Genomic DNA, 23,658 nt, shown 5'->3' on the forward strand with positions numbered 1-23,658 from the left:
GTCATGGGGAAGAACATGTCAGTAAAGAAAGAAGTGTGATCATATGAATATTTTATTTCTGTGTACTGATAACTATACTCGCAGCGTAATTGCAGAGTTCTGCGCGAAAAATTACCTGAGACTAAATCACATCACGGATATCACCATTGCTTCAGCAGGAATTAGGGCGAGTAGCGATATCAGCAGCTATTCAGATCTTCATTTTCAGGTGATGAGGGACATGGATATTGATGTTTCCGAGTTTAAGCGAACACCATTTGGAGAAAAGTCATTTGAGGAATATGATTTTATTATTGGAATGAGTGAATTACATAGGGAGTTTGTAAGAAAGGAGTACAATCAGGACATTTATCTATTTAATGAAGTTTATAAGAGACAAAATACTCCTGTAAACATCGGGGCTCCTGATGAGGAAGGTTTTGATCAGAAGATGAGGGGATTAATAGAGTATTTCAATAACGCCATACCTGTTGTGATAAAAAATATAAAAGCTTATCAAAATTAGGGAGGGCGAACGATGGGTTCGAGAATAATGCATTTGGTTATTGCGAATCGAATAGCACAGAATCTGTCTATGGAAGACAGAACCTTATTTTTACTAGGAAGCATTGCTCCGGATGCAGTTTCACTTAAAGATCAATCACATTTCTTTATTGGTGATGTGCAAGATTTTTCAAGAAGTGTTGATTATCAAAGCTTTTTAGAGAAATACAGATCGCAAGCAGATTCGCCTTATATTAGAGGATATTACACTCATTTAATCGCGGATGATGTATGGCTGAGAGGTTTTAATCTTCCTTGGCTGAGGAACAGAATGGAAGCAGATAAGGAACTTTTTAATTTGTATTATCATGATTTTTGGTTGTTGAATGGGAAATTACTAGAGTACTATAATTTTACAAATGAACTGAGTAAAGCGCTGAGTGTTGTACCAGAACTCTTGGACCTAGAAGAAGTTACCTCCAAAGAAGTACATGAATTCCTTCCTTGTGTAGTAGATGATATGAATTATGATACAGAAAGGATAAAAAAGAATCTGAATGTGTTTACCTTTACTCAAATGATTGGTTATATAGAGACATGTGTTGACCTTGGGACGTTACATATACAGCGTATTAATGAAGTAAAACGATTCAGATAACATCATATTATCCAGCGCGTTAATGAACATCTAAGCCTGGGAAAAGGAAAGGGGGTTGGGGGTTGCTGAGTGAGTAAACGTTCACAGATGATTATTTTATCCTTTGTCGCGCTGCTCATCCTTAGTGTTCTTATTATCTCCGAAGTCAGTTCCAGTACCTCATTTAAAGAACTAGTTATAAGATCAGATTGGTGACTCACATGGTTCACAAAAAATCTTTTCAATAAGTATTTCAGAGTGGGACGATAATACACTTAATAAATCAATTGAAATAACGGACATGGAAACCATAAATAAGGTAATGAATGTTTTTGCGGATCTCAAATTAAAGAGAAGTAAAAGCGATCATCCGGATTTAAGGGAAAGTTACTGGGTAACGATACAGCCAGATAACGGACCTACGCTAAGTGTAACTTTTGCAGATGATAAAATAATGCGTGTAGGAAATAGTTTTAGTACCCATAAGAAATATGGCTGGACCTATGAAGCTGTAGGTGGTTTTGACCTATCGACTATACAGACAGTGTTAAAGTAATAAACAATCCTCTCAGAATTTTGATAAAAATGTTTACCCATGAAAAGGTTTTATATATAATGATCATAATCATAATAAATGCGATGAAGAGAAGAGTAGATAAATGAATTCTTGTACAGAGAACTCCGGCAGCTGAGAAGGAGGAAAGGATTCCTTATTGAACAAAGACTCAGAGCAGCTCACCGGAAACGTAACTTCGTAGTGGATGGTGTGCCAGGAGCTCCTGTTATAGAGCTAGAGTATACGTATTTATAATACCGTACTCGATGAGGCTGATATGGCGACATATGAGCAAATTTGGGGTGGTACCGCGAGTATAATAATCTCGTCCCTAAGACTTTGCGTCTTGGGGGTGGGATTTTTTTATTGTTATACACTGTTATATAGAGATAAAATGTGAGAAACACACACCAAATCGTATGGTTTGCATAGTTAACTAGAAGACCATTTGAAAGGATTGAATCACGTATGTCAGAGAAACTTAAAGTAGGTATTGTCGGTGGAACAGGAATGGTAGGTCAGCGTTTTGTCCAATTGCTGGATGGCCATCCTTGGTTTGAAGTTACTTCGATTGCAGCAAGCAGTAACTCGGCAGGGAAAACTTATGAGGAATCCGTAAAAGGAAGATGGAAGCTTGCAACACCAATGCCGGAGAACGTAAAACAGATCGTCGTTCAAGATGCATCCAAAGTGGAACAAGTTGCTCAGGACGTGGACTTCATTTTCTGCGCAGTAGATATGAAGAAAGATGAGATTCAAGCGTTAGAAGAAGCATATGCAAAAACAGGTACACCTGTTATTTCAAACAATTCAGCTCATCGCTGGACACCGGACATTCCTATGGTTGTTCCTGAACTCAATCCAGAACATATTGAAGTCATCGCAGCACAAAGAAAACGCCTGGGAACTTCCACAGGATTTATTGCAGTGAAACCAAACTGTTCTATTCAAAGTTATGTTCCTGCACTCCATGCTTTGCTTGATTTCAAACCAACGAATGTGGTTGCTTCTACTTATCAAGCGATTTCGGGAGCAGGCAAGAACTTCACGGATTGGCCGGATATGCTGGATAACGTAATTCCGTATATCGGCGGTGAAGAAGAAAAAAGCGAGCAAGAACCGCTTCGCATATGGGGCAGTGTTCAGAATGGAGAGATTGTGAAAGCAAGCTCACCACTGATCACGACTCAGTGTATTCGCGTTCCTGTAACAGACGGCCATTTAGCTACTGTATTTGCTTCGTTCGAGAATAAGCCATCGAAAGAGGAAATTCTGAACCGTTGGAAAAACTTCAAAGGTCGTCCGCAAGAACTGGGCCTTCCAAGTGCGCCAAAACAGTTCATCACATACTTTGAAGAAGATAACAGACCACAGACGAAGCTCGATCGGGACATTGAACGCGGTATGGGTGTCTCCGTAGGAAGATTACGTGAAGACTCGATCTATGACTATAAATTTGTCGGACTGTCACATAATACACTGCGCGGAGCTGCAGGTGGTGCTGTTCTGATCGCGGAACTGCTAAAAGCAGAAGGATACATTCAAGCAAAATAGAAATCATTCTGTTTACCTGCTTTGATTCTTTTTATCCGTTAAATAAAATCAAAGACAAAAAGGCCCGAAATCATTGGGCCTTTTTCTTTTTTGCATCACTCTTCAGATGTTTATTTCACTTTCAGTTGAACACTTTTCGCAGTATAGACTACTTCCACTTTATTCTTACTTGGCAAGCCTTTGATTTCTACGGAAGAGAATGAACCCTTTCGTTTGTCAAAAGTGATAATTGCATCCCCGTTTTTAGGAACATAAAGGTTTGTAAAAGTAAGGCTCAATTTCCCGCTAAGCACAGCTTCTTTCTTTATTTGAAGCAAATCTTTCTTACTGCCAATCGTTAGTTCTGTTGTACCTTTATCTGATTGTCTGTAACTACCTCCAATCTTCCATTGACCATCTACGTTTTCACTCAGAATCCCCCCGTTATTGGTCACACTTGCTGCCCCAAATGCAGTCTTGGACATACCTTCAAGCGTGCCCTGTTCAATGAGAGTTCCGCCGGAGTATGTATTATTTCCTTCAAGTGTTAAAGTCCCGGTTCCTTTTTTAGTCAGTTTACCTTTGCCGGAAATATCATTACGCCAGCTGTCTTCTGCATAAAAACCTCCTTTATTCGCGTCCATCGTTACCGTTACATCTGTATCAAATGCACCATATCCATCCGCTGCTGCGAAGAGATTCAGTCGACCCCAGCCCTCAGGATCGTCCAATACGGGGTAACCGGAAGCAAGTCCAGTGGTTGCTAGTACCCAGCGACGCTGCGTATCATTTAGATAAGGAAGTCTTGTTTCGAGGAGAACTTCAGCACCTTTAGGGACTACGACCGGAGCAGTGGCTTTTTTGTCCCGTTTAAACCCGTAAGTTAGTCGTTCGGTATATACTTTTTTATTTGCAGCATGGTTACTGTAATCATCTGTTTCCGTTCCTTCTTGTGTTAACAGTAGTTCATGAGCTTCCTTATAAGCCGCTTTTTTGAGCTCTTTATTGGCTGGATCTGATAAGATAGCAGCCGCGGTTGCTGTAGCCATAACACGTCCTCCCATTACATCGAGTGGAGAATGCATTCCTGCAACAATACGGTTATTCCCAAGCTCTGATGCACGGGTAAGCAGCTCCTGATAACGTTCTGGTACCGCATAGGCTAGAGCAAAGGCACTAAGATAGGCAGCGTTGGTATGACCACTAGGAAAACCGCCGTCTTTCGTGGGGTCCGCATTTTGCACAGGGATTAGAGTGGGAAGGACTACTGAATTATTAACCCAGCGGAAGGGACGAGGATAACTAAAATAGCTTTTCGCCGGATTGGTCGATGAATATTGTCCCCGAAGCGTATTCACCAAGTTCACCATACTGCCGAGTTCGGATTCGGGATCTCCTGCATTATTTCCTTCATCACTGTACTTCTTAGAGGTGGCATCTGCGGCTACATCTTGAATGGTTGTCGTCGCCTTTGCTTTAGAACGGTAGACATCGGCTAGGGTACCAAGACCATCAATTACGCTGTAGCTCTGATTTCTGCGATCATCTAAGTAGGCCTCTTTTTCCTCATTTGCTGTGCGCCGCAGTGACATGTGGAGCACCTTTTGAATGTTGAGATCCAGCACTTTATGGTCAAGTATCGTTCCCGTGTTCCAAGAATCACCTGGAGTCCACAGTTTGTTAAATTCAGAGAGTAGACCGATCGTTGGATTATTTCTCACAGTTTGGTTATCCGGCACATTATTTTTATATTGATCTACAAAATGGCCCCAAGCAGGAGCTGCCGGGGGATTCACATTTTTAATACTAGCACTAGCACTGGCACTACTATCGCTGGCGCTGGCGTAACTACCGCCGAGCGAACTTAGAAGTATGCTTATAGATAATATTGCAGCAGATATCGTTGTCTTTTTCTTATTCATTCTATATACCGATCCTCTCTTCATTCCAATTTGTTGTATTATCGTACTTTAATAATGGTATCTTTGGTTTGTTAACTAGAGAAAGCAGGAATGTAATTTTATTGTTAGGAAAAGAAATTTTCTCATAAAATAAAGAAAAAGTGCGGAAGTAGGCAGGGTTATTCTGCGTACATTCAGCACTTTCGCTTTTTACGATACCAGTCCGGTATGTGTAGTATTTATATTAGAAAATAGACATGAACTTATCCAGTATTCCTGTAATATCAAGAAAGACGATGATGATCACGATCGGAATAATATATCTCATAATAAAGAACCAAATCTGAAATGCTTTTCCGCCTAAACGTGAATGTTGTAATAATTCTTCGCGGAGCGTGCTTTTCTTTATCTTTTGGGTCACGAAAATGGAGATTAAAAATACACCCAGCGGCATTAAGATATTACTAACTAAATAGTCCGCAGAATCAAATATCGTTTTTGAAAAGATCAAGAAATCGGACAGCACACTGTACGATAAAGCCGAAGGGACCCCAACGATTAGAATGAGAGCACCGACAAGATAGGTATACTTCGCTCTATTTTCTTCCTTCCCTTTCACAACAGAGGCAACGATGATTTCTAACATGGAAAAGGCAGAAGTTAAGGTAGCAAATAAGAATAAGGCTAAGAAACCAATTAAGAAGGCTTCACCAAAAATAATCTGATCAAAAACCGCCGGTAAGACGACAAATAGGAGTCCTGGTCCTTCAGCCGGTTCTAATCCTAGTGAAAATACCGCTGGGAAAATGGCTAACCCTGCTAGTAACGCAATCAGTAAATTCATCGATACAATCGAAATGGCAGGCTGGATTAAGCTTTCTTTTTTAGACAGATATGAACTGTAGGTTACCATGACCGAGACGCCGACACTTAAGGAGAAGAATGCCTGTCCCATCGCAAATAAAATACTCTCAGAAGTAATATTTGAGAAGTCAGGTGCTAGAAAGAATTTGACACCCTCAACCGCGTTAGGCAGGGTAAGCGAGCGAATGATCAGAACCAAGAATAATACAAATAAAGCAGGCATCAATATTTTACTAACTTTTTCGATGCCGTTTTGAATTCCTTTTGCGACCACAAGAACAGTAAACGCGAGAAATACGAACTGAGCAGCAATAACGAGAGCAGGGTTTCCAATCGTCTGATTAAAAACAGAACTATAATCTGCACCATCGCTTATAATACCGCCGAATAATCCCTTTACAAAATAGATTACAATCCAGCCGCCAATCACACTATAAAAAGATAATAATAGGAAACAAGTGAATACCCCTAATTTCCCAATCCAATGCCATTTCGTGTGGGGAGCAATACTACGATAGGCACTGACGGCTTCTTTTTGCGTACTGCGTCCAATCACAAACTCTGCTAGCAATAAGGGGAAACCCATGAATAAAGAAAATAGAATGAAAAGAAGAAAAAATGCGCCTCCTCCGCTGATGCCCGTGACATAGGGGAGTTTCCATATGGCGCCTACCCCGATGGCTGACCCTGCTGCTGATAAAATAAAACCGATCTTCGATGACCACTGCTCAGATGTTTGCATGTTAATCCATCCAATCTATTGTTATTAGGTCCTCTACAGGTGTTAAAGTAGAAAACAAAAAAAGCCGCGTCTCTATCTTAAAAGATAGGGACGTGGCTATTCACGCGGTACCACCCTAATTGGAAGCAGAACATCCTGCTTCCCACTTGAGAAAATAACGGTTTCCTCCGTTTTCACACTGCACTCTGACTTGTATAGTGCAGCATAAAAAAGCTCCAAGAATGAAATTCACCAAATCTATGTATCAGTTTCCACCAACCACTGATTCTCTGTAAACAGGGAGACCGGCTTAATAAAGTTCTCTTCGTTGCTTATGTCGTATTTATGATAATAGTCGAAATTATAGTATGGTAATTCCCAGCGGTCAAGTATTTTTTGCTCCCCCTTGGGAGGTGAGCGTCTGTTTAATATATAACTAGGTGGGTAATTTCATTGTACGAGCATGAAAATACAGAAAGAATGAGGTATCAAATCAAATGAAAAAACAACTAGCTTTACTGAGTGCAGCAGCCATTATTGTCTTAGGTGGATGTGGAAGTGAGCCGACTGAACAATCAGATCCAAACACGAATCAGACTCAAACGGAGCAAAGTGGTACGGGGCAAAGTGGGACAGATCAGAACCAAACGGGACAAACTGGTACGGAACAAAATAATTCAGATCAAATGGATATGAATCATTCGAGTTCCGGAGAAGTTCCCGATGGTCTAAAAAAAGCAGACAACCCAACCTATCCGGTTGGTAGTAAAGTAATTCTGAAATCCGATCATATGGAAGGTATGAACGGAGCAGAAGCAACGATTGTTGGTGCTTATGAAACCACTGCCTATGAAGTTTCTTATACCCCAGTTACAGGCGGAGAACCTGTAAAAAATCATAAATGGGTCGTACATGAAGAAATTAAAGATATGACGAACCAAACGTTGAAAGATGGAACAGAAGTTACTTTAGAGGCAGATCACATGCCTGGTATGAAAGGTGCACCTGCAGTCATTGATTCTTCAGAGATGACTACCGTTTATATGGTGGATTATACTCCAACAACCGGTGGAGAACCTGTAAAAAACCATAAATGGGTAACGGAAGATGAGCTTTCCGCGGAATAAATAGGGTGTAATATGTAAGAAAATAGCTTGAATATAAAGCAACCTCTTTTTGGTATCCAAACGCCAAATAGGAGGTTGCTTTTTTGTATGGAATAAACAAAAGTTTGAGAGATTTGATCTTCCTAATGACGAACTAGTTTATTAGTTCGGAAATAAATATATAAATTTCAATCGATTTGCTGTTCTAAACCGTCTTAGTAATGTGAGAATAGGATATATGTTTTTTCTAGTACATCAATTTTCAAAAGAAGGAGGGACGATAAACGATGGAGGAAGCAATACATAATCGATCGAGAGCAACAGATGTTAATCTACTAGATGAAGAACATTTTAGTAGTTACCTATCTGGTCAGCAACATAAACTCTATTCGGTCGCATACAGTTATATGCGAAATGAAGCAGACGCGATCGAAATTGTACAGGAAGCCACTTGTAAGGCTTGGATGAAGAGAAAGAAATTGAATAGCGAAGAATCCTTCACCCCCTGGCTCATCCGAATCACGATTAACTGCTGTATGGACGAACTGAGAAGAAAAAAACGTGTATTTCCTGTGGATCGTTGGGTGAAAGAACCATCAGATGAAATGAAAAGGAACGACAGTTTGGATCTAGAGCGGGCAATGAATCGACTGAAGAAGAAATATCGCCATGTAGTTATGCTCAAATATTACCAAGATATGACGGTTCCTGAAATCGCAAAAATACTACAGAAACCGGAAGGGACCATAAAAACGTGGCTTCGTGAAGGCCTCATACAGCTTCGGAAGTTCTTATAGAAATAGAGAGGAGGACTAAACATGTGGAATAAAGAAGAACGTATTCTTAGTGACGATGCCCATGAGATGAAAGCAAATAGTGAACAAGTTCGAGAAATGAAATTGACGAATGCGGTTCAGCGGGGGATTGAACAAGGGAAACGGCGACAGAAGAAACGACTCTTATCCTATGGAGGCGGTGCATTCATTACAGCAGTTGTTATCGTACTGTTTATTCTGTCATCTATTGATTTCCCGGATAACGGAGAGAATAGCTTGACAGGACAGCCCGTCACCCGCTCAGTCACGACTAAAAGTTGGAGCGATTCCGACTTGTTTATTGAAGCTCCTGGGTTAAACAAGGCACTCGGGAACGTGCTGAGTAATGACTTAATTCAGCCGGTATATCAGAGTACAGAGAAAAATGGATACCGGTTTGAGGTGCTCGGTGCGGTTACAGATGGTCGAAAATTGTATATTTTGTATAATATCAATAATAAAACAGATCAAATGATATATCATGTAGGTGAAAGTTTCCGTTATGGAAGTTATGAAGATTCTGGTCTAGGTGCTTCTACAGAGTTGGCTCAATCAGGTGACAGTTACATCCAGCCGAATTCAACTAAAAACTTTATTTATGCTACGAATCTCCCTGAGTCCAAGATCTATACTAGTCATCAGGCGATTTATGAAATCAATGTGTATAAAGAGAATCAGAGTCAAACTAGCATAGAAGTCGCTTTTGATTTAGACATAAATAGGTTTGCAAGCCAGACTGATTCTTTTGATATCAATAAAACAATGCAGATTGATGATCAGAAAATTCACATCAATAAAGTTGTCTATACACCGCTGCATACTTATTTGGACTTGGAATATGATTCGAGTAATACAAAAGATATCTCTCAGCTGATCAATCCCGTATTGATTGGAAAAGCAGGGGAGAAATCCGAAAAGTTATTTTATCCAAAGGTGCTTACTCCTAGTAACTCAGATCTGTTTTCGAAGGAGAACCAAAGGACTCTTGTATTCTACAGCAGTAAACTGAATCATTTTGATTCAATAGCACTGAACATTCAAGGGATCTCAGCACTTGAAGAAGAACAGAAGAAGATTGTAATTGATCTGAGCAAGAATGAGATTGTCCAAGCTCCAGACAACGATCTGCAAATGATAAAGTCATCGGAAGAAGCAGATGTCGGCGATGTATTGTTCCTACGTGAAATCGAAAATGCGGTTACTTTGAGGAGCGGTTCCATGTGGTTGGATTCACAATTTCAGGATGCAGATGGAGTAAGCCATGACCAAGAACCAAGTGGTGGGGTGAGGGCTAGTGGTTTCTCTACGTCGTCAAAAGATGATATAGGGGAAGACCACTACTCTTATAATTTTGGAGCTGATGCAGTGAATTATCCGCAGCCCCTTACAATCAAGATCAAAAGATATTGGAACCCCATACTAGAAGATCAAACTTTGCAGTTGTATTCCTCTTCTAAATAAAAACAAGCAGTGGACTATGGCTATATACATGCCGCAGAACACTGCTTTTTATTGCTTTTATAAACCATTCAAATGCTTTATTCATCCGATTTACATTTGGAGAAGGTCTCCTTAATCTCTTCAAAAAAAATATTGGCGGCCTTGGAAAACACTTGATGTTTTTTCCAAACGATATTTAATCCAGATTCAAGTCTTGGTTCTAAGGGTCTAAAACAAAGATTGCTATCACTAGATGTATTTGCAATCTTATCAAGGGTAACTGCATAACCGATCCCTTCTTCAACCAGTATGGCAGCATTGTAAACTAGGTTATATGTCGTCATCGTATTTAATTTATCGTAATCTTGCCCAAACCACTCCGAAAATTCATTCCTAGACAGTCCTGTTTTAATAGCTTGTCTTGATAAAAGGAGAGGAACGCCTATTAAATCCGACTTTTGTATGCTTTCCTTTACAGCTAGGGGGCTGTCTTTTCTCATAACAACTCCCCACACATCTTTTGCCGGGATGTTGATATAATTATATTTTGACAAATCGGCTGGTTGAATTAGAATTCCAAAATCAAGTAATCCCTTATCAAGTTGCTCTGTCACATCATCGGAGTTTCCGCTATGAATGTGATATCGAATCGCTGGATATTTGATCTGCAAACTTTTTATGGTTTGCGCTATTAATTTCATAGCCTCCGTTTCTCCGCCCCCTATGTAGACATCTCCCCCAATCGTTTCTTCCATGGAATGAAATTCCTCTTCCACTTTAATGACCATATTCATGATTTCTTCCGCTCTTTTTCTTAGGATCATGCCTTCCTCTGTAAGATCAATATGGTGACTTTTACGAATAAATAATTTCTTTCCTAGCTCCTCTTCGAGCTCTTTCAATTGTCTCGACAAAGTGGGTTGTGTTACATGCAAAAAATTGGCTGCCGCTGTTATACTACCTTCTCTTGCTACCGTGAGAAAATAGCGCAGAACCCTTAATTCCATATCCAATCCTCCTTTTTATAGATTAGTATATACATTTATGAAATGCTTATAAAGCATAGGTTGATATAAGATATAGGTAATTGTTATGTAAAATAATCACGCTAAAATAAATAACCAAGGAGGTTTTACTTTTGATCTTCACAGATAATGAATTTGGGGGTTAGTATTTTGGCAAATCAAAAAAAGTTACTCGTATTTATTTTAACAATAGGCGTTTTCGGCATCCTGAATACGGAAATGGGGGTAATTGGAATCTTACCGGAGATCGCTGATCGCTTTCATGTTAGTGTATCTTCGGCTGGATGGCTGGTTAGTATTTTTGCGATCGGTGTTGCCATATCCGGACCTATTATGCCGTTACTGTTTTCAAGATTTAATAGAAAAAAAGTGATGGTATTTGTTCTCAGCATTTTCGTAATTGCAAACCTCATATCTATCTTTACAACTAGCTTCACTGTTCTATTAATTGCCCGAATTATCCCTGCTCTTTGTCATCCGGTATACTGTTCTCTGGCTTTTTCTGTCGCTGCTGATTCAGTCAGTAAGGAAGAAGCTCCAAAAGCAGTAGCGAAAGTTTTTATTGGTGTATCAGCAGGAATGGTTGTCGGTGTACCTATCGTAAGCTTTATTGCGGGGATATCCAACGTACAGATGGCGATGGTGTTCTTTGCTATTATTAACATTGCAGTACTCATAGCTACAATACTATTCGTACCGTCCATACCTGTTAAAGAGAAAATCTCTTACGGAAAACAGCTAAATGTATTAAAACATGCCAACACATGGATTGCGATTATCATTGTCATTTTAATTAATTCGGCTATATTTGGTGTTTACAGCTATCTAGCAGAATTTTTACAAACGGTAACCAATGTATCAACTAATATAACCAGCCTTATGTTATTCATTTATGGCGCAGCTAATATTATAGGAAATATCCTAGCTGGAAGATTACTTATTGATAAACCCGTTAAAACGATTGTAGCTCTTCCTTTTCTGATGGGAGCTACCTATATCCTATTGTTTTTCGCAGGACAGTTTACCGTACCAATGGCTCTTATAACATTGATTTGGGGAATATTAGCGGGACTAGCAGGTAACATCAATCAGTATGTCGTTACAACAGCAGCAGAAGAAGCTCCTGATTTCGCTAACGGTTTATTTTTATCAGCTTGTAATATAGGAACAACAATTGGCGCTGCAGCAGGCGGGGTATTTATATCCGGTATGGGTACACAATACGTGGTGTTAGTAGGATTATTGTCACTCATATTAACAGCAGTGTTTATCTTACTCAGGAACTACTTGAATATAAAACAAATGAAAGGTTCGGTTAATCTTGAGAATTAATCGGACAAGAAGATCCTTTTATCATAGAATGATATAGAGGTCAGGACGCTTTCTTAGACCGTAACGTATACCATAAAATAAAGAGAAGAGGGGGAATTACGAATGAATTATAAGAATATATTATTTGACCTAGATGGAACTCTTACCGATCCGAAGATTGGAATTACAAAATCAATCAGCTATGCTCTAAACAAAATGGGAATCACGGTAGAAAGTTTAGAGGAACTTGAGATATTTATAGGACCTCCATTAGCTGTTACTTTTAAGGAATTTTATGCCTTTGATGAAGACAAGACGAATACCGCGATTGAATACTACCGGGAATATTTTAGTGTAACGGGTCTTTACGAAAACGAAGTGTACACCGGAATAAAAGAGCTATTGGAGCTGCTTACTAAGGATACGAGCAATCGTCTATTTGTAGCTACTTCAAAACCGCAGGTTTTTGCCCAGCAGATCATAGACCACTTTGAACTCGGTTCGTACTTTGAATATGTTTGCGGCAGTGAACTTGATGGAACGAGATCAGCCAAAGCAGAAATCATCGGTTATCTACTGGAGAACTTTAATCTGAATCCGGAAGAAACCGTCATGATTGGTGACCGTAAATATGACATCATAGGAGCACAACATCATGGAATTAACTCGATTGCTGTAGGTTATGGGTTTGGCAGCAGAGAGGAACTCACCGATATTCAGCCTACGTATCTAGCGAAGAACATTCAAGAACTTACTGAACTTCTCAGCGCAGAACAAATGTCACATAGCCAAAAAAGATAACAGAGCATACCTATAAAGGAAGAATTACCTTCACGGTTACCTATAAAGTTTGATGACAGAAGAGGCTCAAAAATGAAAAGAGATGGATCATTTAGAACTTATTAATCTGATCATCGAGTGCAAAAAACCTCGAATTTTGAGGTTTTTTGTTGTAAAAAGATTCAAAATCTTGAGAATACATCCTAGAAAGTGATTTAGAAAACGCTTACAATTACTTTTGAAACCAAGCGTGGATGAAACAAGGTCCACCGAATAGGAGGATGAATGATGTTGAAGAAGAAGGGATTAGGGAGGAAATTAATGACCGTATTACTCAGCGTATCAATGCTGCTATTGACGCTAGGTACAGTAGGCAACTCGTCTGTTGAAGCTGCACCTAGTTTTGCAAAAGGAGCTGATATAAGCTGGGTGGCAGGAATGGAAGCACAGGGATATAAGTGGAAAGACAAAAACGGTGTCACTCGAGATATACTGGAAATATTGAAAAACGATTATCAAATGAACTCCGTTCGTATACGTGTATGGGTAAATCCAAATATGAGTGATTACGCAAGCGGTTACATGAATGCAGAGAAAGCATCAGAATTAGCCGCACGTGCAAAAAAACTAGGGATGAGTGTTATGCTTACCATGCATTACAGTGATTCTTGGGCAGACCCAGGACAGCAGAACAAACCCTATGCATGGCGCAATTATACATTTGAGCAGCTAATGGATGCGGTATGGTCTCATACGGTGTACGTGATGAACACGATGAAGAACAAAGGAGTTACACCAGATTGGGTGCAGATCGGTAACGAGACAAATGATGGAATGCTGTGGGATGACGGAAAAGCATCAGTCAATATGAAAAATTACGCTTGGCTTGTAAATACAGGTCATAATGCGGTTAAATCAGTTAGCAGCAGTACGAAGACCATCGTTCATCTAGCAAATGGTGATAACGGAACAGTACTTGACTGGAACATTGGAGGACTTGTTGCGAACGGAGCGAATTTTGATGCGGTGGGTCTATCTTTGTACCCGTCATCTACAGATTGGTCTAGCGCAGTAACAAAGACCGTAACAAATGCGAAACTTATGGTATCTAAATATGGTAAAGAAGTACTCATGTCCGAAATTGGAATGGACTACAATCAACCCACTGAGGCTAAAAACTTTATTACCAAAATTAAAACCGAGTTCCGCAATATCTCCGGTGGTAAAGGTTTAGGCGTATTCTACTGGGAACCGCAAGCTACACCTGGTTATAATGGGGGATACAATAAAGGAGCTTGGCAAGCAGATGGTAAACCAACTATCGCATTAGATGGATTTCTGAATTAATTGTGCACTACTATTTTTCAAATCGTTAAAATAGACAGAAAGAGCCGCGAATAAACGCGGTTCTTTTTGTTATCACATAGCGAAACGGTTTTTCACTCAACTCGAGCATATAAAGTGTAAGAATTTCATAGATATAATGATAAATCATAGGCTATAATTAGCCAAAGGGATTATTCCTCTTTCTGCATATCAATAAAGGCCAGATCGCTTGAAGAAACGGCTAAGCTAACTAGACTAACTAGACATAGAGGGGGGGATTATAGTTGGTTGAGATTGTAAGAGGCGATATTGCTTATGCTGGGGAGGATATCATTGGCCATTTGGTGACTTGTAAGGGAATTATGGGAGGCAGTATTGCAAAACAGATTAAAGTAGAATACCCAGAAGCTTATTCATCCTACATTACACTGACCAATAGCGAGATTTCACTATTAGGACAAGTCCAATTGATTCAGACCAAAGGAAAGTTTATCGCGAATCTCTTTGGACAGAAATATTATAGAAGAGGTATCTTATCTAAAAAGCAATCGTGTAATAAAAAAGCGTTAGAAAAAGCATTAATGGAACTTCGCCACTTTGCTGAGTCTCATCAATATTCTATCGCTTTACCTTATCGTATGAGCTTTAATCGGACGGGTACGGAGTACCGAGATATCCTCAATATAATACACCGGGTGTGCGCTGATTATCCGGTCACTCTATATTCTATTATTGATCTAGAAAATAACAGTGAGGAAGAGTGAATTCATAGATATGCTTCTCCGCAAGAATGCTTACATACATATAGCTTCTTTCATCTTATATTTCTTCATGAAGCCGTCATTTTGACGGTTTTTGTTGTTTTAATATCTAATAGATGAAAATAAAGAAACTTCTTTATTCCTGCGACAATGAAGGGGTATGAAGCCAGTATCCAATTTATTGTAGGATTTTACGAAGAGTTCAAAGGAACGTTAGATAAAATCATTACAGCTTGTGAAGAAGGTGATTCTGATACTGCCTTCTTCACAAGCATTCATGTGCAGGATGAAACTGCTCGTTTTTTATATTTCACTGAAAAGGGGCACTGGCCAACGTACCTGACCTCACATTCGGCCTACATGGAAGTATATATAAGAGCAAGACTTCCTGAAATGATTCCATTATTAAATGTTAATCGTTTATCCGTAATACAGGTAACTGTAGAGCGCCTAAGCACATTACCCTACTGGCGAAGTGCTGGTAGGGTCTTTGCCTTGTTTCTAAGAGATCTCGTTTTTATTGTTACCTTTAACCAATAATGTTGTAAATATAAATGTTAATAAGACGATGATACCCAAACTTGCTATTTGTAAAAAGGTGTTAAGTGGTTCAGGGAATGTGATATATTGGAAAATTATATCTTTAAAAATAAAAAATAATATTTTGAAAATTCCCCAAAACACCAAAACATTAATTATCCATTTTCTGATGTTGATGATAATATCACCTTCTTTATTGACTTATTAAGTATTTAGATACATTTTCCGCAACTTCTCCATTATCTTGAAAACTTTTATTTAAATCAATATTTCGAGGCCCTCAGTTTTTTCAACAACTTTTAATTTTCAAATACATAGTATCACCGACTGAAAACGATTTGTCAGATCATCAATATAAGCTTCGTCCACAGATGTCACATTAAGTCCGTACCAATAGTTATATATCATAAGCAGCTAAAAATGGTGGACGAAGGGAGGAAACGGGGCGTTGGAATTAAAAGATCGTATTCATCAGATTCTCCAGGGACATGTGGAGTTATTTGAGCAGATTGTGCAGGAACATCAGCGAAGTATCTCTACCTTTTGTTATTTTATGCTTGGTGACCGGCAGGAAGCAGAAGATGCGACGCAGGAAGTGTTTTTTAAAGCTTACCGGAGTTTAGGCAATTATCGACATGACAGTGAAGTGCTTTTTAAATCATGGCTGTATAAGATTGCATCGAATTACTGCAGCAGTTTACTGCGAAGGAAGAAAATGTGGCATCTTCTCATGCCATTGATTCGTAATGAAGAATCCGAGAAAAGTGCCGAACAGATTTACTCTGAGCAATTTGATCTTCATCTGCACTGGCTTGAAGACTTAAATCCAGGCGAGAAAGAGATGTTAGCGCTGCGAGTCATCGAAGATAAGCCTTTTGATGAGATTTCTGAGATCTTAGGTATTAGTCCGGCAGCCGGGAGAAAGAGATTTGAACGATTGAAGAACAAACTAAATAAGAATAGAACCCAGTGGGAGGCTTGGAAGTATGAACAACGAACAGAAAGTTGATCAATTGATTAAGTGCATGCAAAGTCAAAGTACAAGCTTACCTGATATGGATGTGAAGGATCGGGTAATGGATCGGGTGCGCAGTTTTCACAGATTCCATTACACAAAAGATTTAGGGAGAAAAATATGGAAGTATCCGGTATGGCTTACAGCGGCAGCACTTCTATTCGTCACAACGGTATCCGTCAGTGCGGCCACATACTTTACAACAGACTGGAACGGGATTCAAGTTAGAACTGATGGTTCTACTCAAGCTTCGACTCCAAATGCTTCTGCGGGCAGTAAAGCACCTTTTAAAATGCAGCTGGATGAAGCCATCGCTAAGATGAGTGATACTTGGAAGGTCGTATCCATAGAAGAAGCGGAAGAGCAAATGGATTTTACTGCATTAAGACCGAAAATGATAGATTCTAATTATTCGTTATCTGAATCATTTGGCGTACTCACGCATGATACCAACTACCGAGTAAAGTCAGCAGATGAATGGTGGTTAGGCGGGATTTATGATGTGTTTCGCCTGGATCAAAACGATATTGTAGTTAAACAGAATTTGGACCCAGCGATGACACAATCAATAAGGGATGAGAAGACAATGGCTCTCACCTTCCAAGATGCCTCATGGGAAAATATCGAAATAGCTAATGATGCGCTTGCGATGTATACTACAACCGGTGATGAGAATTTATTGATAGTTCATTATAAAAATTCGCACCGTCAGGTGATCTCTATTGAACTGCAAGGAGATGTTACAAAAGAAGAGTTAATCCAGCTGGCTAAAAGCTATCTTTAAGGTGATAGACATATCTTAGATCAATTAGGATGAGCAGGCGCTTTGGCGCTTGCTTTTGTTTTTTTGACTGTATACACAAACAACTATAATATAAACACATGAATTACATAGGAGAGGAATTATACCATGACTAAAAAGATGTACTACGATTCTGCTTATCAGACAGAGTGGGAGACCAATATAATAGAAGCAGTGGAGAGAGAGGATGGTTATGATGTCGTTTTAGAAGAGACGGCTTTCTATCCGCATGGTGGTGGACAACCTTGTGACACAGGCTACATTCAGGGCCAGTATGTCTGGATTTGTATGAAATGAAGACACTGAGCTTTCATTTAGGTGTTGATTATTGCACAATTGATGTGGAGACAGCTGAACTGAAAGCGGAGCAGGTTGAAACCATTGAACGCGAGGTAAATCGCCACATTTATCTCAACCATCCGATTCTCTCTTATTGGGTGGATGAGTCAGAAGTGAAATCAATCAACCTAGTGAAACAGCCTACCGTGAAGGATGATATTCGAATTGTAGAAATCAAAGATATAGAATATAACGCATGCGGCGGAACACACGTCTCCTCAACAGGTGAAATTGGTATCATTAAGCTGCTTAAAATAGAAAAACAGAAGGGTAATACTCGTATTTATTTTAAATGTGGATATAGAGCGCTTGAAGAGTTTAATGAAGCACAGCAGATCCTAGGAGCCTTGTCGTCTCGATTCAAAACAGCGAAGGATGAGATTCTTCACCGAATTGAGAAATGGGAGCAAGAGCAAAAACAGCTGCAAGCTGAGCTTACTCTGCTTAAAGAACAAAATAATGAGTATCTTGCAGCGCAATTACTAAATAACCAGGACGGAAATCTCATTGCAGAGATCTTTGAAGATAAAACAGTTAAAGATCTGCAAAGCTTAGCAAGTACACTTTCCGCTCGCAGTCACGCTGCGATATTGCTGGCAACCAAGTCAGAGAATAAAGTTGTCTTGTCACAGAATAAGGAAGCAGGTCATTCCTGCGGGGCATTTTTCAAAGCTCACTTAGGAGCATATAACGGAAAAGGTGGAGGCAGTGACATCCTGGCTCAGGCAGGATTCTCCACTTGGGAGGATGCACAAGCATTTTATGATTTTTCCTCTCAGACCCTTAAAGGACAATAGAAAAGTAGTAGAACAGGATGAGCCTATTAGGGCTTGTCCTTTTTTTGTGAGAGGATACAGCGAAATGTTATCGAATTAGGTGAATACCAGACTTTTGGAGGGGATAACTTGATTTCTGAACTGACCATACAAATTCGAGTTTCGGATTTTGAAGAAGGGCTGCATTGGTATACAACGTTATTACAAAGGACACCTGATTTTATTCCTCACAACGGTTTTGCTGAATGGCAGGTCTTACCTAGTTGTTGGCTTCAAGTAGCCGAAGGTATTCCCTCTGAAGGAAGCGGCCCTATCCGGTTCGGGGTAACTTCAATTGAAGAAGAAAGAAGCAGATTGAAGAGTGAACTTCATATGGATCATTTTGAAATATACGCAAGAGAAGAGGTACCTGCTAAATGGGCTACTTTTGCAGATCCTTGGGGGAACCGGTTAGGTTTCTTTGAAAATATTAATGAGTAGCGGAGGTGGGACATGTTTGGGTATATGAAAGAATTCGCTGAGCACTACACCATGTTGCTGAAATATACTAATTTTACCGATACGGATCAGTCAATATCTCCATCTTATGAATTTACATATCAGCATCCAAATGATCCTCATCTTCGCAGGCTCCGCGAGCAATACCATTTGAACGAAGCAGCAGGTACAGGGGATGAAGTATCACAGATAATCAACTTGATGAAATGGGTCGACCAACGTCTGATCCATGGAAATGAACCTCCACCAAAAAATGCTCATGCTCTTTCTGTGTTAGAGATGACGGAACATAGAGATATGAAAGTGAATTGTTACGTAATAGCAACAGTACTAACTGAAGTTTACCTCAGTTTAGGTTTTCCCTCCCGCCGTATTCACTGTGGTTCGTATGATGCGTACGATCTGGACAGTCATGTGGTTACTGCCGTGTATTCGCATCAGCTTAGAAAATGGTTGTATATGGACGCTTCCTGGGGTGTTTATGTTACCGATTCTGAAGGAGTCTTAATGAGTCCAGAGGAATTCCGTTACCATACGGCGTCAAATGTCCCCCTCATGATTCAAAGCACACATAAGAATGAGGAATGGCGCGATTTCTATAAAGGCTATATGGCCAAAAATCTGTTTTGGTTTCTTTGTCCATGTGATAGTCAATTTCATTACGAAGGTACCAACGAGAAGAAAGAGTTCTGTGCCTTAGTACCGGAACATTATTATCCCCTTGAACTTATGACAGAATCTTCATATCGATCTAGTGTTCATGTCACATCAGTGAACTCCGCATTTTGGCGCGCTCCCGGAGTATAACATCCTATAATAGAATAAGAAAAAGCCGTAGTCTCATGACTTCGGCTTGTCTCATCACGCTGTTTTTACAAAAAAAGTGGTTAATAGATGAGTTCAATCTCATGTTCTTGAAATAGTTGTTTCCATGGGTCCGAAGGTTCTTGGTCCGTAATGACGACATCAATGTTGTCAAAATGAGACAAATGAACAAAAGCGGTTCGATCAAACTTAGTATGATCAGCCAAAAGAATAACCTGCTCCGCTTGTTGAATCATTTTCCGTTTAAGCTCACACTCTGCTTCATTAGAATCCATAATACCGTGATCAAGAGATAAGGCTTTACAGCTCATAATAAACTTGTCTACATGATATTTACGGGCTGTCTCATGCGCCACGGTTCCCACTAATGACATAGAAGGAGCTCTTAGCGTACCTCCCGTAGAAATAATCTGGTGACCTGAAGCAGCAAATTCCTGAAGTATAATTGAACTTGTAATTACGGTTAGACCTTGGCGCATATTTAGTATTTTCAGTAGTTCGATAGAACTTGTACTTGGATCCATCATTAATGTGTCACCATTATGAATATAAGAAAGCGCTTTCTGTGCAATTTCTTGTTTAATATGCAAATTGGTAGCATGACGTGTGTAGAAGGGGAGATCTTCATTAGAATGCCGATTCATAATCGCTCCGCCATAGGTCCGGGTCAGTACTCCTTCTTTCTCCAGTTTCTCTAAATCTCGCCGTATGGTCTCTTCGGTGACTTGAAATTTGTGGCTAAGTTCGGATACGAGTACTCGTTTATCCTTGTTGGCAATGTCGATGATCATCTGGCGTCTTTCAGCTGCGAGCATACGAACTCCTTTCTGTGTCGAGGCAATATTTGTATAATTATTATAATTTGAAATGAAGAAAAAGTATAGAAATCACCTGATTTTAGACTGATATGTGTTAACTTCGAAAATAAATCTTGATGTTTTGATCTATATTAGATATAATCGGGAACAATTCAATTCTTCGTTACATAAAAAGGAGATTGCCTTATGAACTGCTTCTCACTATTACAATCTTATTATCATTTTAATCAGCGTTAGCACGCCTTCGATAAATTCGGAGGAGGGCTAACGCATTTCGCGTTCGGCCTTCCTGCGGCAAGTAGAAACGCGCAGGACCAAAAGGTCCGGCGCGTTTTTTATTTTTGCTAATGGAAGGGAGAGAATCACGATGATGAATACATTAATCATTGCTAATCAAAACTTAGGGAACAAGGAACAAATCGAACATTATATAGGGAAGGTCATCGCTTTATTTTCTAAGGGTAACGATTTTATGGTTTCCAGCGAAAATTGCTCGAATGAAAAAGAGTTAGCTGGATGGGTTAGGATTCATAATCATAATAACGAAGCCCCTCTGATTTACAGCCCAAAACGAGAAGGTCAAATGTTATGCATGGTGTTAGAACTATTTGAACATTTGGAGATCCCAATCATCATTCGGTGGAGTGCAAAACACGGAAGGGGAGATGCAGATTCCTCTTCACTCATTGATAATATGATGGATAAGTTAGGGATTCTGACCCAATCAGAGTATGAAGATCAAAACTCTTATTTATTAGAAGAAGGGACCGTCAACTACGAAATTATAGAACAGGAGAGCCGAGAGGTACTAGCCACGGGAACAAGCTGGAGTAATACGGGGGTTGCTGCTTGGCAGTTTGACATTCGGTCGATAGGAGAGTTCTGCATATCAAATCAAGAAAAGTACCTTGCGATACATAGACCGCACAATGTGCTGATTCTATCCGAGTTAGAATTCTTGCCTGCATCCAGACTGCTGGCTGCTGAACTGCGAGATGCTGGCTTTGGAGCACGGATCAAGCAAGTATCGGCTGTTTCCGAGGATAATGAACACGTAATGTTTCTTTCAGATTCTGAGCCTCGTTTCTTCATTATACCGGGAGAGAGACGGCAGACGATCGGTGAAAGCTGTGTACTTTTAAAGGATCGGCTAGAGCAGACGCTACTAAAAGTTAAAATGGATCAAGCAATTCATTTAATGACTCAAATTTTATTATAATGATAAAGTAAACCTCAAACCTCGCACTAGCGAGGTTTTTTGCACTTTTACGCCGTAGATTCAAAGTGTACAAAATGGTGTATAAGCTCTATATGCTTTTCAAATCAGAAATTTTCATGTACATTAAAGAGGAATACTTGAAAATAAGGAAATTAGAGGAAAATAAAAATGAATCATAATGTAGATATCTTAACGAAAGAACATATGACAATGGCTAACCTAGAAGAGTACGATCATCCTGATCTATATGACGCGGAGAATGAAGGATTTGATAGTGATTTTGCTTTTATTGAGAAATGGGCAGCACTCATGGGAGGCACGGTTATAGACCTGGCTTGCGGAACCGGTCGAACAACGATCCCTTTAGCAGAGCGGGGATACCCTATGATTGGAATTGATATTCATGAAGGGATGCTTGAACGGGCTAGACATAAGTCTGCACAAGAGCATTCGGATATTCGCTTTGAACTGCAAAATTGTGAGGAACTGAACCTTGATGTGAAAAGTTCGCTTATCTTTATGGTAGGTAATGGTTTTCAGCATTTTCTAACGAACGAATCGCAAGATAAACTGCTTGATTCCGTATGTAAGCATCTTAAGGAAAGCGGTATATTTATATTCAACACGCGTTTCCCTAACAAAGAAGAGTTGCTTGCACCAGCAGAAGAGGAGTACTGGAAGACTTATAAAGACGAGCAGGGCAAAGAGATCGATGTATATACGAAAAGTGATTATGATGCGTTGACGCAAGTACAAGATTATGAAATATCTCGCAGGTTAAAACGAGAAGATGGAACAGTACAGTCTGTTTATCAAAGCAGAATTAAGCTTCGCTATACGTATCCGATGGAAATGGAAAGAACGCTGGCAAGACATGGGCTTAAGGTTATTGAATTGTATGGAGACTGGGAAGAGAATCCTCCCGCGGATTCGAAACCGGAACTCATATATGTCTGTCAGAAAGAAAAAGAATGTATGTAATAAGGAGGACCGAGAACCTTCTCGAAAGAGATATTTCTCGGTCTTTTTATAAGAAAACTTGCCTGCGAGAGGATGAAGAGTTTGAAACAGAAGACATTCTTTATGATTGTTCTCTTTATCATCGTAAGCCTTGTTGGAGTGACGATCGGGGTGCAATATGCACGTTCTTTTACCTCTTTCCAGAATCTCGTCATGAAACACATAAGCGATACAGATGAAGTGACATCCCTGCGAATTAGTTATTCACCACGGGAGGAAGAGTGGATTGAAGTTACCGATCCGAATCAAATTCATGAGATAGTGGATGATTTAGCTGACATTCGGCTGATGAGAACAAAAGATATGCCATCCTTCGATTCCATGATTTACAGGATGGAGATTGTGGTTAACAAGTCAGATCATAGATTTACTATTGTTTATGGAGCAGATAATTATCTATTTATTCAAACTAGTGGTAAGCTCAAAAATCACAAATCTTATTCTCAGGGTTATAGAATCATAAGTGATTATAATCCAGCTGAGGTATTGTCTATCAGTAATAATCATTAAGATAGAAATGGTGTAGATCCAAGGGGAAGGAGTGAGA

The 23,658-nt window shown here is 39.6% G+C and carries 23 protein-coding genes, 1 pseudogene and 2 other annotated features; of the genes and pseudogenes, 20 read left to right on the forward strand and 4 right to left on the reverse strand.

The features are described from left to right. Positions 1-43: 43 nt before the first annotated feature. The 5 genes from QPK24_RS11560 to asd all read left to right on the forward strand — a co-directional run bounded on the left by QPK24_RS11560 (position 44) and on the right by asd (position 3,230). Positions 44-505, forward strand: a complete 462-nt coding sequence (locus tag QPK24_RS11560; RefSeq protein WP_285748848.1) for an arsenate reductase/protein-tyrosine-phosphatase family protein — start codon at positions 44-46, stop codon at positions 503-505. A 12-nt stretch (positions 506-517) separates the two neighbouring features. Then, the gene (locus QPK24_RS11565; protein ID WP_285748850.1) at positions 518-1,141 is read left to right on the forward strand and encodes a zinc dependent phospholipase C family protein; all 624 of its coding nucleotides are present in this window, start codon (positions 518-520) and stop codon (positions 1,139-1,141) included. A gap of 69 nt (positions 1,142-1,210) precedes the next feature. After that, positions 1,211-1,336 (forward strand): hypothetical protein, encoded by a 126-nt coding sequence (locus QPK24_RS11570; protein WP_285748852.1) that lies wholly within the window; start codon positions 1,211-1,213, stop codon positions 1,334-1,336. Positions 1,337-1,355: 19 nt separating this feature from the next. Further along, positions 1,356-1,676, forward strand: a complete 321-nt coding sequence (locus QPK24_RS11575) for a hypothetical protein (RefSeq protein WP_407083017.1) — start codon at positions 1,356-1,358, stop codon at positions 1,674-1,676. A gap of 74 nt (positions 1,677-1,750) precedes the next feature. After that, positions 1,751-2,012: a binding site (T-box leader), on the forward strand. Positions 2,013-2,144: 132 nt separating this feature from the next. Next, complete coding sequence (gene asd, locus QPK24_RS11580; RefSeq protein WP_285748854.1) at positions 2,145-3,230, forward strand: aspartate-semialdehyde dehydrogenase; 1,086 nt, start codon at positions 2,145-2,147, stop codon at positions 3,228-3,230. A gap of 110 nt (positions 3,231-3,340) precedes the next feature. Here asd and QPK24_RS11585 read toward each other — a convergent pair whose 3' ends face one another. Both QPK24_RS11585 and QPK24_RS11590 read right to left on the reverse strand, forming a co-directional pair. Beyond that, on the reverse strand, positions 3,341-5,131 hold the full coding sequence (locus QPK24_RS11585) for a phosphatase PAP2 family protein (RefSeq protein ID WP_285748856.1): 1,791 nt from the start codon (positions 5,129-5,131) through the stop codon (positions 3,341-3,343). 223 nt (positions 5,132-5,354) lie between these two features. Continuing rightward, complete coding sequence (locus QPK24_RS11590; RefSeq protein WP_285748857.1) at positions 5,355-6,716, reverse strand: sodium-dependent transporter; 1,362 nt, start codon at positions 6,714-6,716, stop codon at positions 5,355-5,357. An 83-nt stretch (positions 6,717-6,799) separates the two neighbouring features. Beyond that, positions 6,800-7,033: a binding site (T-box leader), on the reverse strand. Between the two features lie 159 nt (positions 7,034-7,192). Between QPK24_RS11590 and QPK24_RS11595 the strand changes: the two genes are divergently transcribed. The 3 genes from QPK24_RS11595 (at position 7,193) to QPK24_RS11605 (ending at position 10,077) form a co-directional block, all read left to right on the forward strand. Further along, complete coding sequence (locus QPK24_RS11595) at positions 7,193-7,822, forward strand: YdhK family protein (RefSeq protein WP_285748859.1); 630 nt, start codon at positions 7,193-7,195, stop codon at positions 7,820-7,822. Positions 7,823-8,088: 266 nt separating this feature from the next. After that, the gene (locus tag QPK24_RS11600) at positions 8,089-8,598 is read left to right on the forward strand and encodes an RNA polymerase sigma factor (RefSeq protein WP_285748861.1); all 510 of its coding nucleotides are present in this window, start codon (positions 8,089-8,091) and stop codon (positions 8,596-8,598) included. Positions 8,599-8,619: 21 nt separating this feature from the next. Further along, positions 8,620-10,077 carry a DUF4179 domain-containing protein gene (locus QPK24_RS11605; RefSeq protein ID WP_285748863.1) on the forward strand — a complete coding sequence of 486 codons (1,458 nt, stop codon included), beginning with the start codon at positions 8,620-8,622 and terminating at the stop codon, positions 10,075-10,077. Positions 10,078-10,154: 77 nt separating this feature from the next. Here the strand turns inward: QPK24_RS11605 and QPK24_RS11610 are convergent, their stop codons facing one another. Then, positions 10,155-11,063 (reverse strand): LysR family transcriptional regulator, encoded by a 909-nt coding sequence (locus QPK24_RS11610; protein ID WP_285748865.1) that lies wholly within the window; start codon positions 11,061-11,063, stop codon positions 10,155-10,157. Positions 11,064-11,231: 168 nt separating this feature from the next. On the opposite strand from QPK24_RS11610, the gene QPK24_RS11615 reads away from it, so the two are divergent. The 9 genes and pseudogenes from QPK24_RS11615 to QPK24_RS11655 all read left to right on the forward strand — a co-directional run bounded on the left by QPK24_RS11615 (position 11,232) and on the right by QPK24_RS11655 (position 20,036). Beyond that, entirely contained in the window at positions 11,232-12,413 is a 1,182-nt protein-coding gene (locus QPK24_RS11615; protein ID WP_285748868.1) for an MFS transporter, read from the forward strand. 102 nt (positions 12,414-12,515) lie between these two features. After that, complete coding sequence (locus tag QPK24_RS11620; protein ID WP_285748869.1) at positions 12,516-13,193, forward strand: HAD family hydrolase; 678 nt, start codon at positions 12,516-12,518, stop codon at positions 13,191-13,193. A 300-nt stretch (positions 13,194-13,493) separates the two neighbouring features. Continuing rightward, complete coding sequence (locus QPK24_RS11625; protein WP_407083018.1) at positions 13,494-14,519, forward strand: glycoside hydrolase family 53 protein; 1,026 nt, start codon at positions 13,494-13,496, stop codon at positions 14,517-14,519. 263 nt (positions 14,520-14,782) lie between these two features. Beyond that, positions 14,783-15,262: a macro domain-containing protein gene (locus QPK24_RS11630; RefSeq protein WP_285748873.1), complete on the forward strand. Its 480-nt coding sequence runs from the start codon at positions 14,783-14,785 to the stop codon at positions 15,260-15,262. A gap of 985 nt (positions 15,263-16,247) precedes the next feature. Then, a complete protein-coding gene (locus QPK24_RS11635) occupies positions 16,248-16,808 on the forward strand; it encodes an RNA polymerase sigma factor (protein ID WP_285748875.1) in 561 nt (186 codons plus the stop codon). Next, positions 16,786-17,598, forward strand: a complete 813-nt coding sequence (locus QPK24_RS11640) for a hypothetical protein (protein WP_285748878.1) — start codon at positions 16,786-16,788, stop codon at positions 17,596-17,598. Before QPK24_RS11635 ends, QPK24_RS11640 begins: the two co-directional genes overlap by 23 nt. Before the next feature lie 126 nt (positions 17,599-17,724). Continuing rightward, a pseudogene (locus tag QPK24_RS11645) lies at positions 17,725-18,752 on the forward strand (DHHA1 domain-containing protein). 108 nt (positions 18,753-18,860) lie between these two features. After that, on the forward strand, positions 18,861-19,211 hold the full coding sequence (locus QPK24_RS11650; RefSeq protein WP_285748880.1) for a VOC family protein: 351 nt from the start codon (positions 18,861-18,863) through the stop codon (positions 19,209-19,211). A 12-nt stretch (positions 19,212-19,223) separates the two neighbouring features. Next, complete coding sequence (locus QPK24_RS11655) at positions 19,224-20,036, forward strand: transglutaminase domain-containing protein (protein ID WP_285748882.1); 813 nt, start codon at positions 19,224-19,226, stop codon at positions 20,034-20,036. Between the two features lie 80 nt (positions 20,037-20,116). Here QPK24_RS11655 and QPK24_RS11660 read toward each other — a convergent pair whose 3' ends face one another. Further along, positions 20,117-20,869, reverse strand: coding sequence for a DeoR/GlpR family DNA-binding transcription regulator (locus tag QPK24_RS11660; RefSeq protein WP_160036152.1), 753 nt, complete (start codon positions 20,867-20,869; stop codon positions 20,117-20,119). 370 nt (positions 20,870-21,239) lie between these two features. Between QPK24_RS11660 and QPK24_RS11665 the strand changes: the two genes are divergently transcribed. The 3 genes from QPK24_RS11665 (at position 21,240) to QPK24_RS11675 (ending at position 23,621) form a co-directional block, all read left to right on the forward strand. After that, entirely contained in the window at positions 21,240-22,091 is an 852-nt protein-coding gene (locus tag QPK24_RS11665) for a hypothetical protein (protein ID WP_285748885.1), read from the forward strand. Between the two features lie 168 nt (positions 22,092-22,259). After that, on the forward strand, positions 22,260-23,072 hold the full coding sequence (locus QPK24_RS11670) for a class I SAM-dependent methyltransferase (RefSeq protein ID WP_285748887.1): 813 nt from the start codon (positions 22,260-22,262) through the stop codon (positions 23,070-23,072). Positions 23,073-23,153: 81 nt separating this feature from the next. Next, entirely contained in the window at positions 23,154-23,621 is a 468-nt protein-coding gene (locus QPK24_RS11675) for a DUF5301 domain-containing protein (protein ID WP_285748889.1), read from the forward strand. The last annotated feature ends 37 nt before the right edge of the window (positions 23,622-23,658 follow it).

This window comes from Paenibacillus polygoni, from assembly GCF_030263935.1.
In the GTDB taxonomy this organism is placed as follows: Bacteria; Bacillota; Bacilli; order Paenibacillales; family Paenibacillaceae; genus Paenibacillus; species Paenibacillus polygoni.

Coding starts and splice junctions, on each gene's coding strand:
- QPK24_RS11560 (WP_285748848.1), top strand. CDS start 44: ATGAATATTTTATTTCTGTGTACTGATAACTATACTCGCAGCGTAATT.
- QPK24_RS11565 (WP_285748850.1), top strand. CDS start 518: ATGGGTTCGAGAATAATGCATTTGGTTATTGCGAATCGAATAGCACAG.
- asd (WP_285748854.1), top strand. CDS start 2,145: ATGTCAGAGAAACTTAAAGTAGGTATTGTCGGTGGAACAGGAATGGTA.
- QPK24_RS11585 (WP_285748856.1), bottom strand. CDS start 5,131: ATGAATAAGAAAAAGACAACGATATCTGCTGCAATATTATCTATAAGC.
- QPK24_RS11590 (WP_285748857.1), bottom strand. CDS start 6,716: ATGCAAACATCTGAGCAGTGGTCATCGAAGATCGGTTTTATTTTATCA.
- QPK24_RS11595 (WP_285748859.1), top strand. CDS start 7,193: ATGAAAAAACAACTAGCTTTACTGAGTGCAGCAGCCATTATTGTCTTA.
- QPK24_RS11600 (WP_285748861.1), top strand. CDS start 8,089: ATGGAGGAAGCAATACATAATCGATCGAGAGCAACAGATGTTAATCTA.
- QPK24_RS11605 (WP_285748863.1), top strand. CDS start 8,620: ATGTGGAATAAAGAAGAACGTATTCTTAGTGACGATGCCCATGAGATG.
- QPK24_RS11610 (WP_285748865.1), bottom strand. CDS start 11,063: ATGGAATTAAGGGTTCTGCGCTATTTTCTCACGGTAGCAAGAGAAGGT.
- QPK24_RS11620 (WP_285748869.1), top strand. CDS start 12,516: ATGAATTATAAGAATATATTATTTGACCTAGATGGAACTCTTACCGAT.
- QPK24_RS11625 (WP_407083018.1), top strand. CDS start 13,494: ATGACCGTATTACTCAGCGTATCAATGCTGCTATTGACGCTAGGTACA.
- QPK24_RS11640 (WP_285748878.1), top strand. CDS start 16,786: ATGAACAACGAACAGAAAGTTGATCAATTGATTAAGTGCATGCAAAGT.
- QPK24_RS11655 (WP_285748882.1), top strand. CDS start 19,224: ATGTTTGGGTATATGAAAGAATTCGCTGAGCACTACACCATGTTGCTG.
- QPK24_RS11660 (WP_160036152.1), bottom strand. CDS start 20,869: ATGCTCGCAGCTGAAAGACGCCAGATGATCATCGACATTGCCAACAAG.
- QPK24_RS11665 (WP_285748885.1), top strand. CDS start 21,240: ATGATGAATACATTAATCATTGCTAATCAAAACTTAGGGAACAAGGAA.
- QPK24_RS11670 (WP_285748887.1), top strand. CDS start 22,260: ATGAATCATAATGTAGATATCTTAACGAAAGAACATATGACAATGGCT.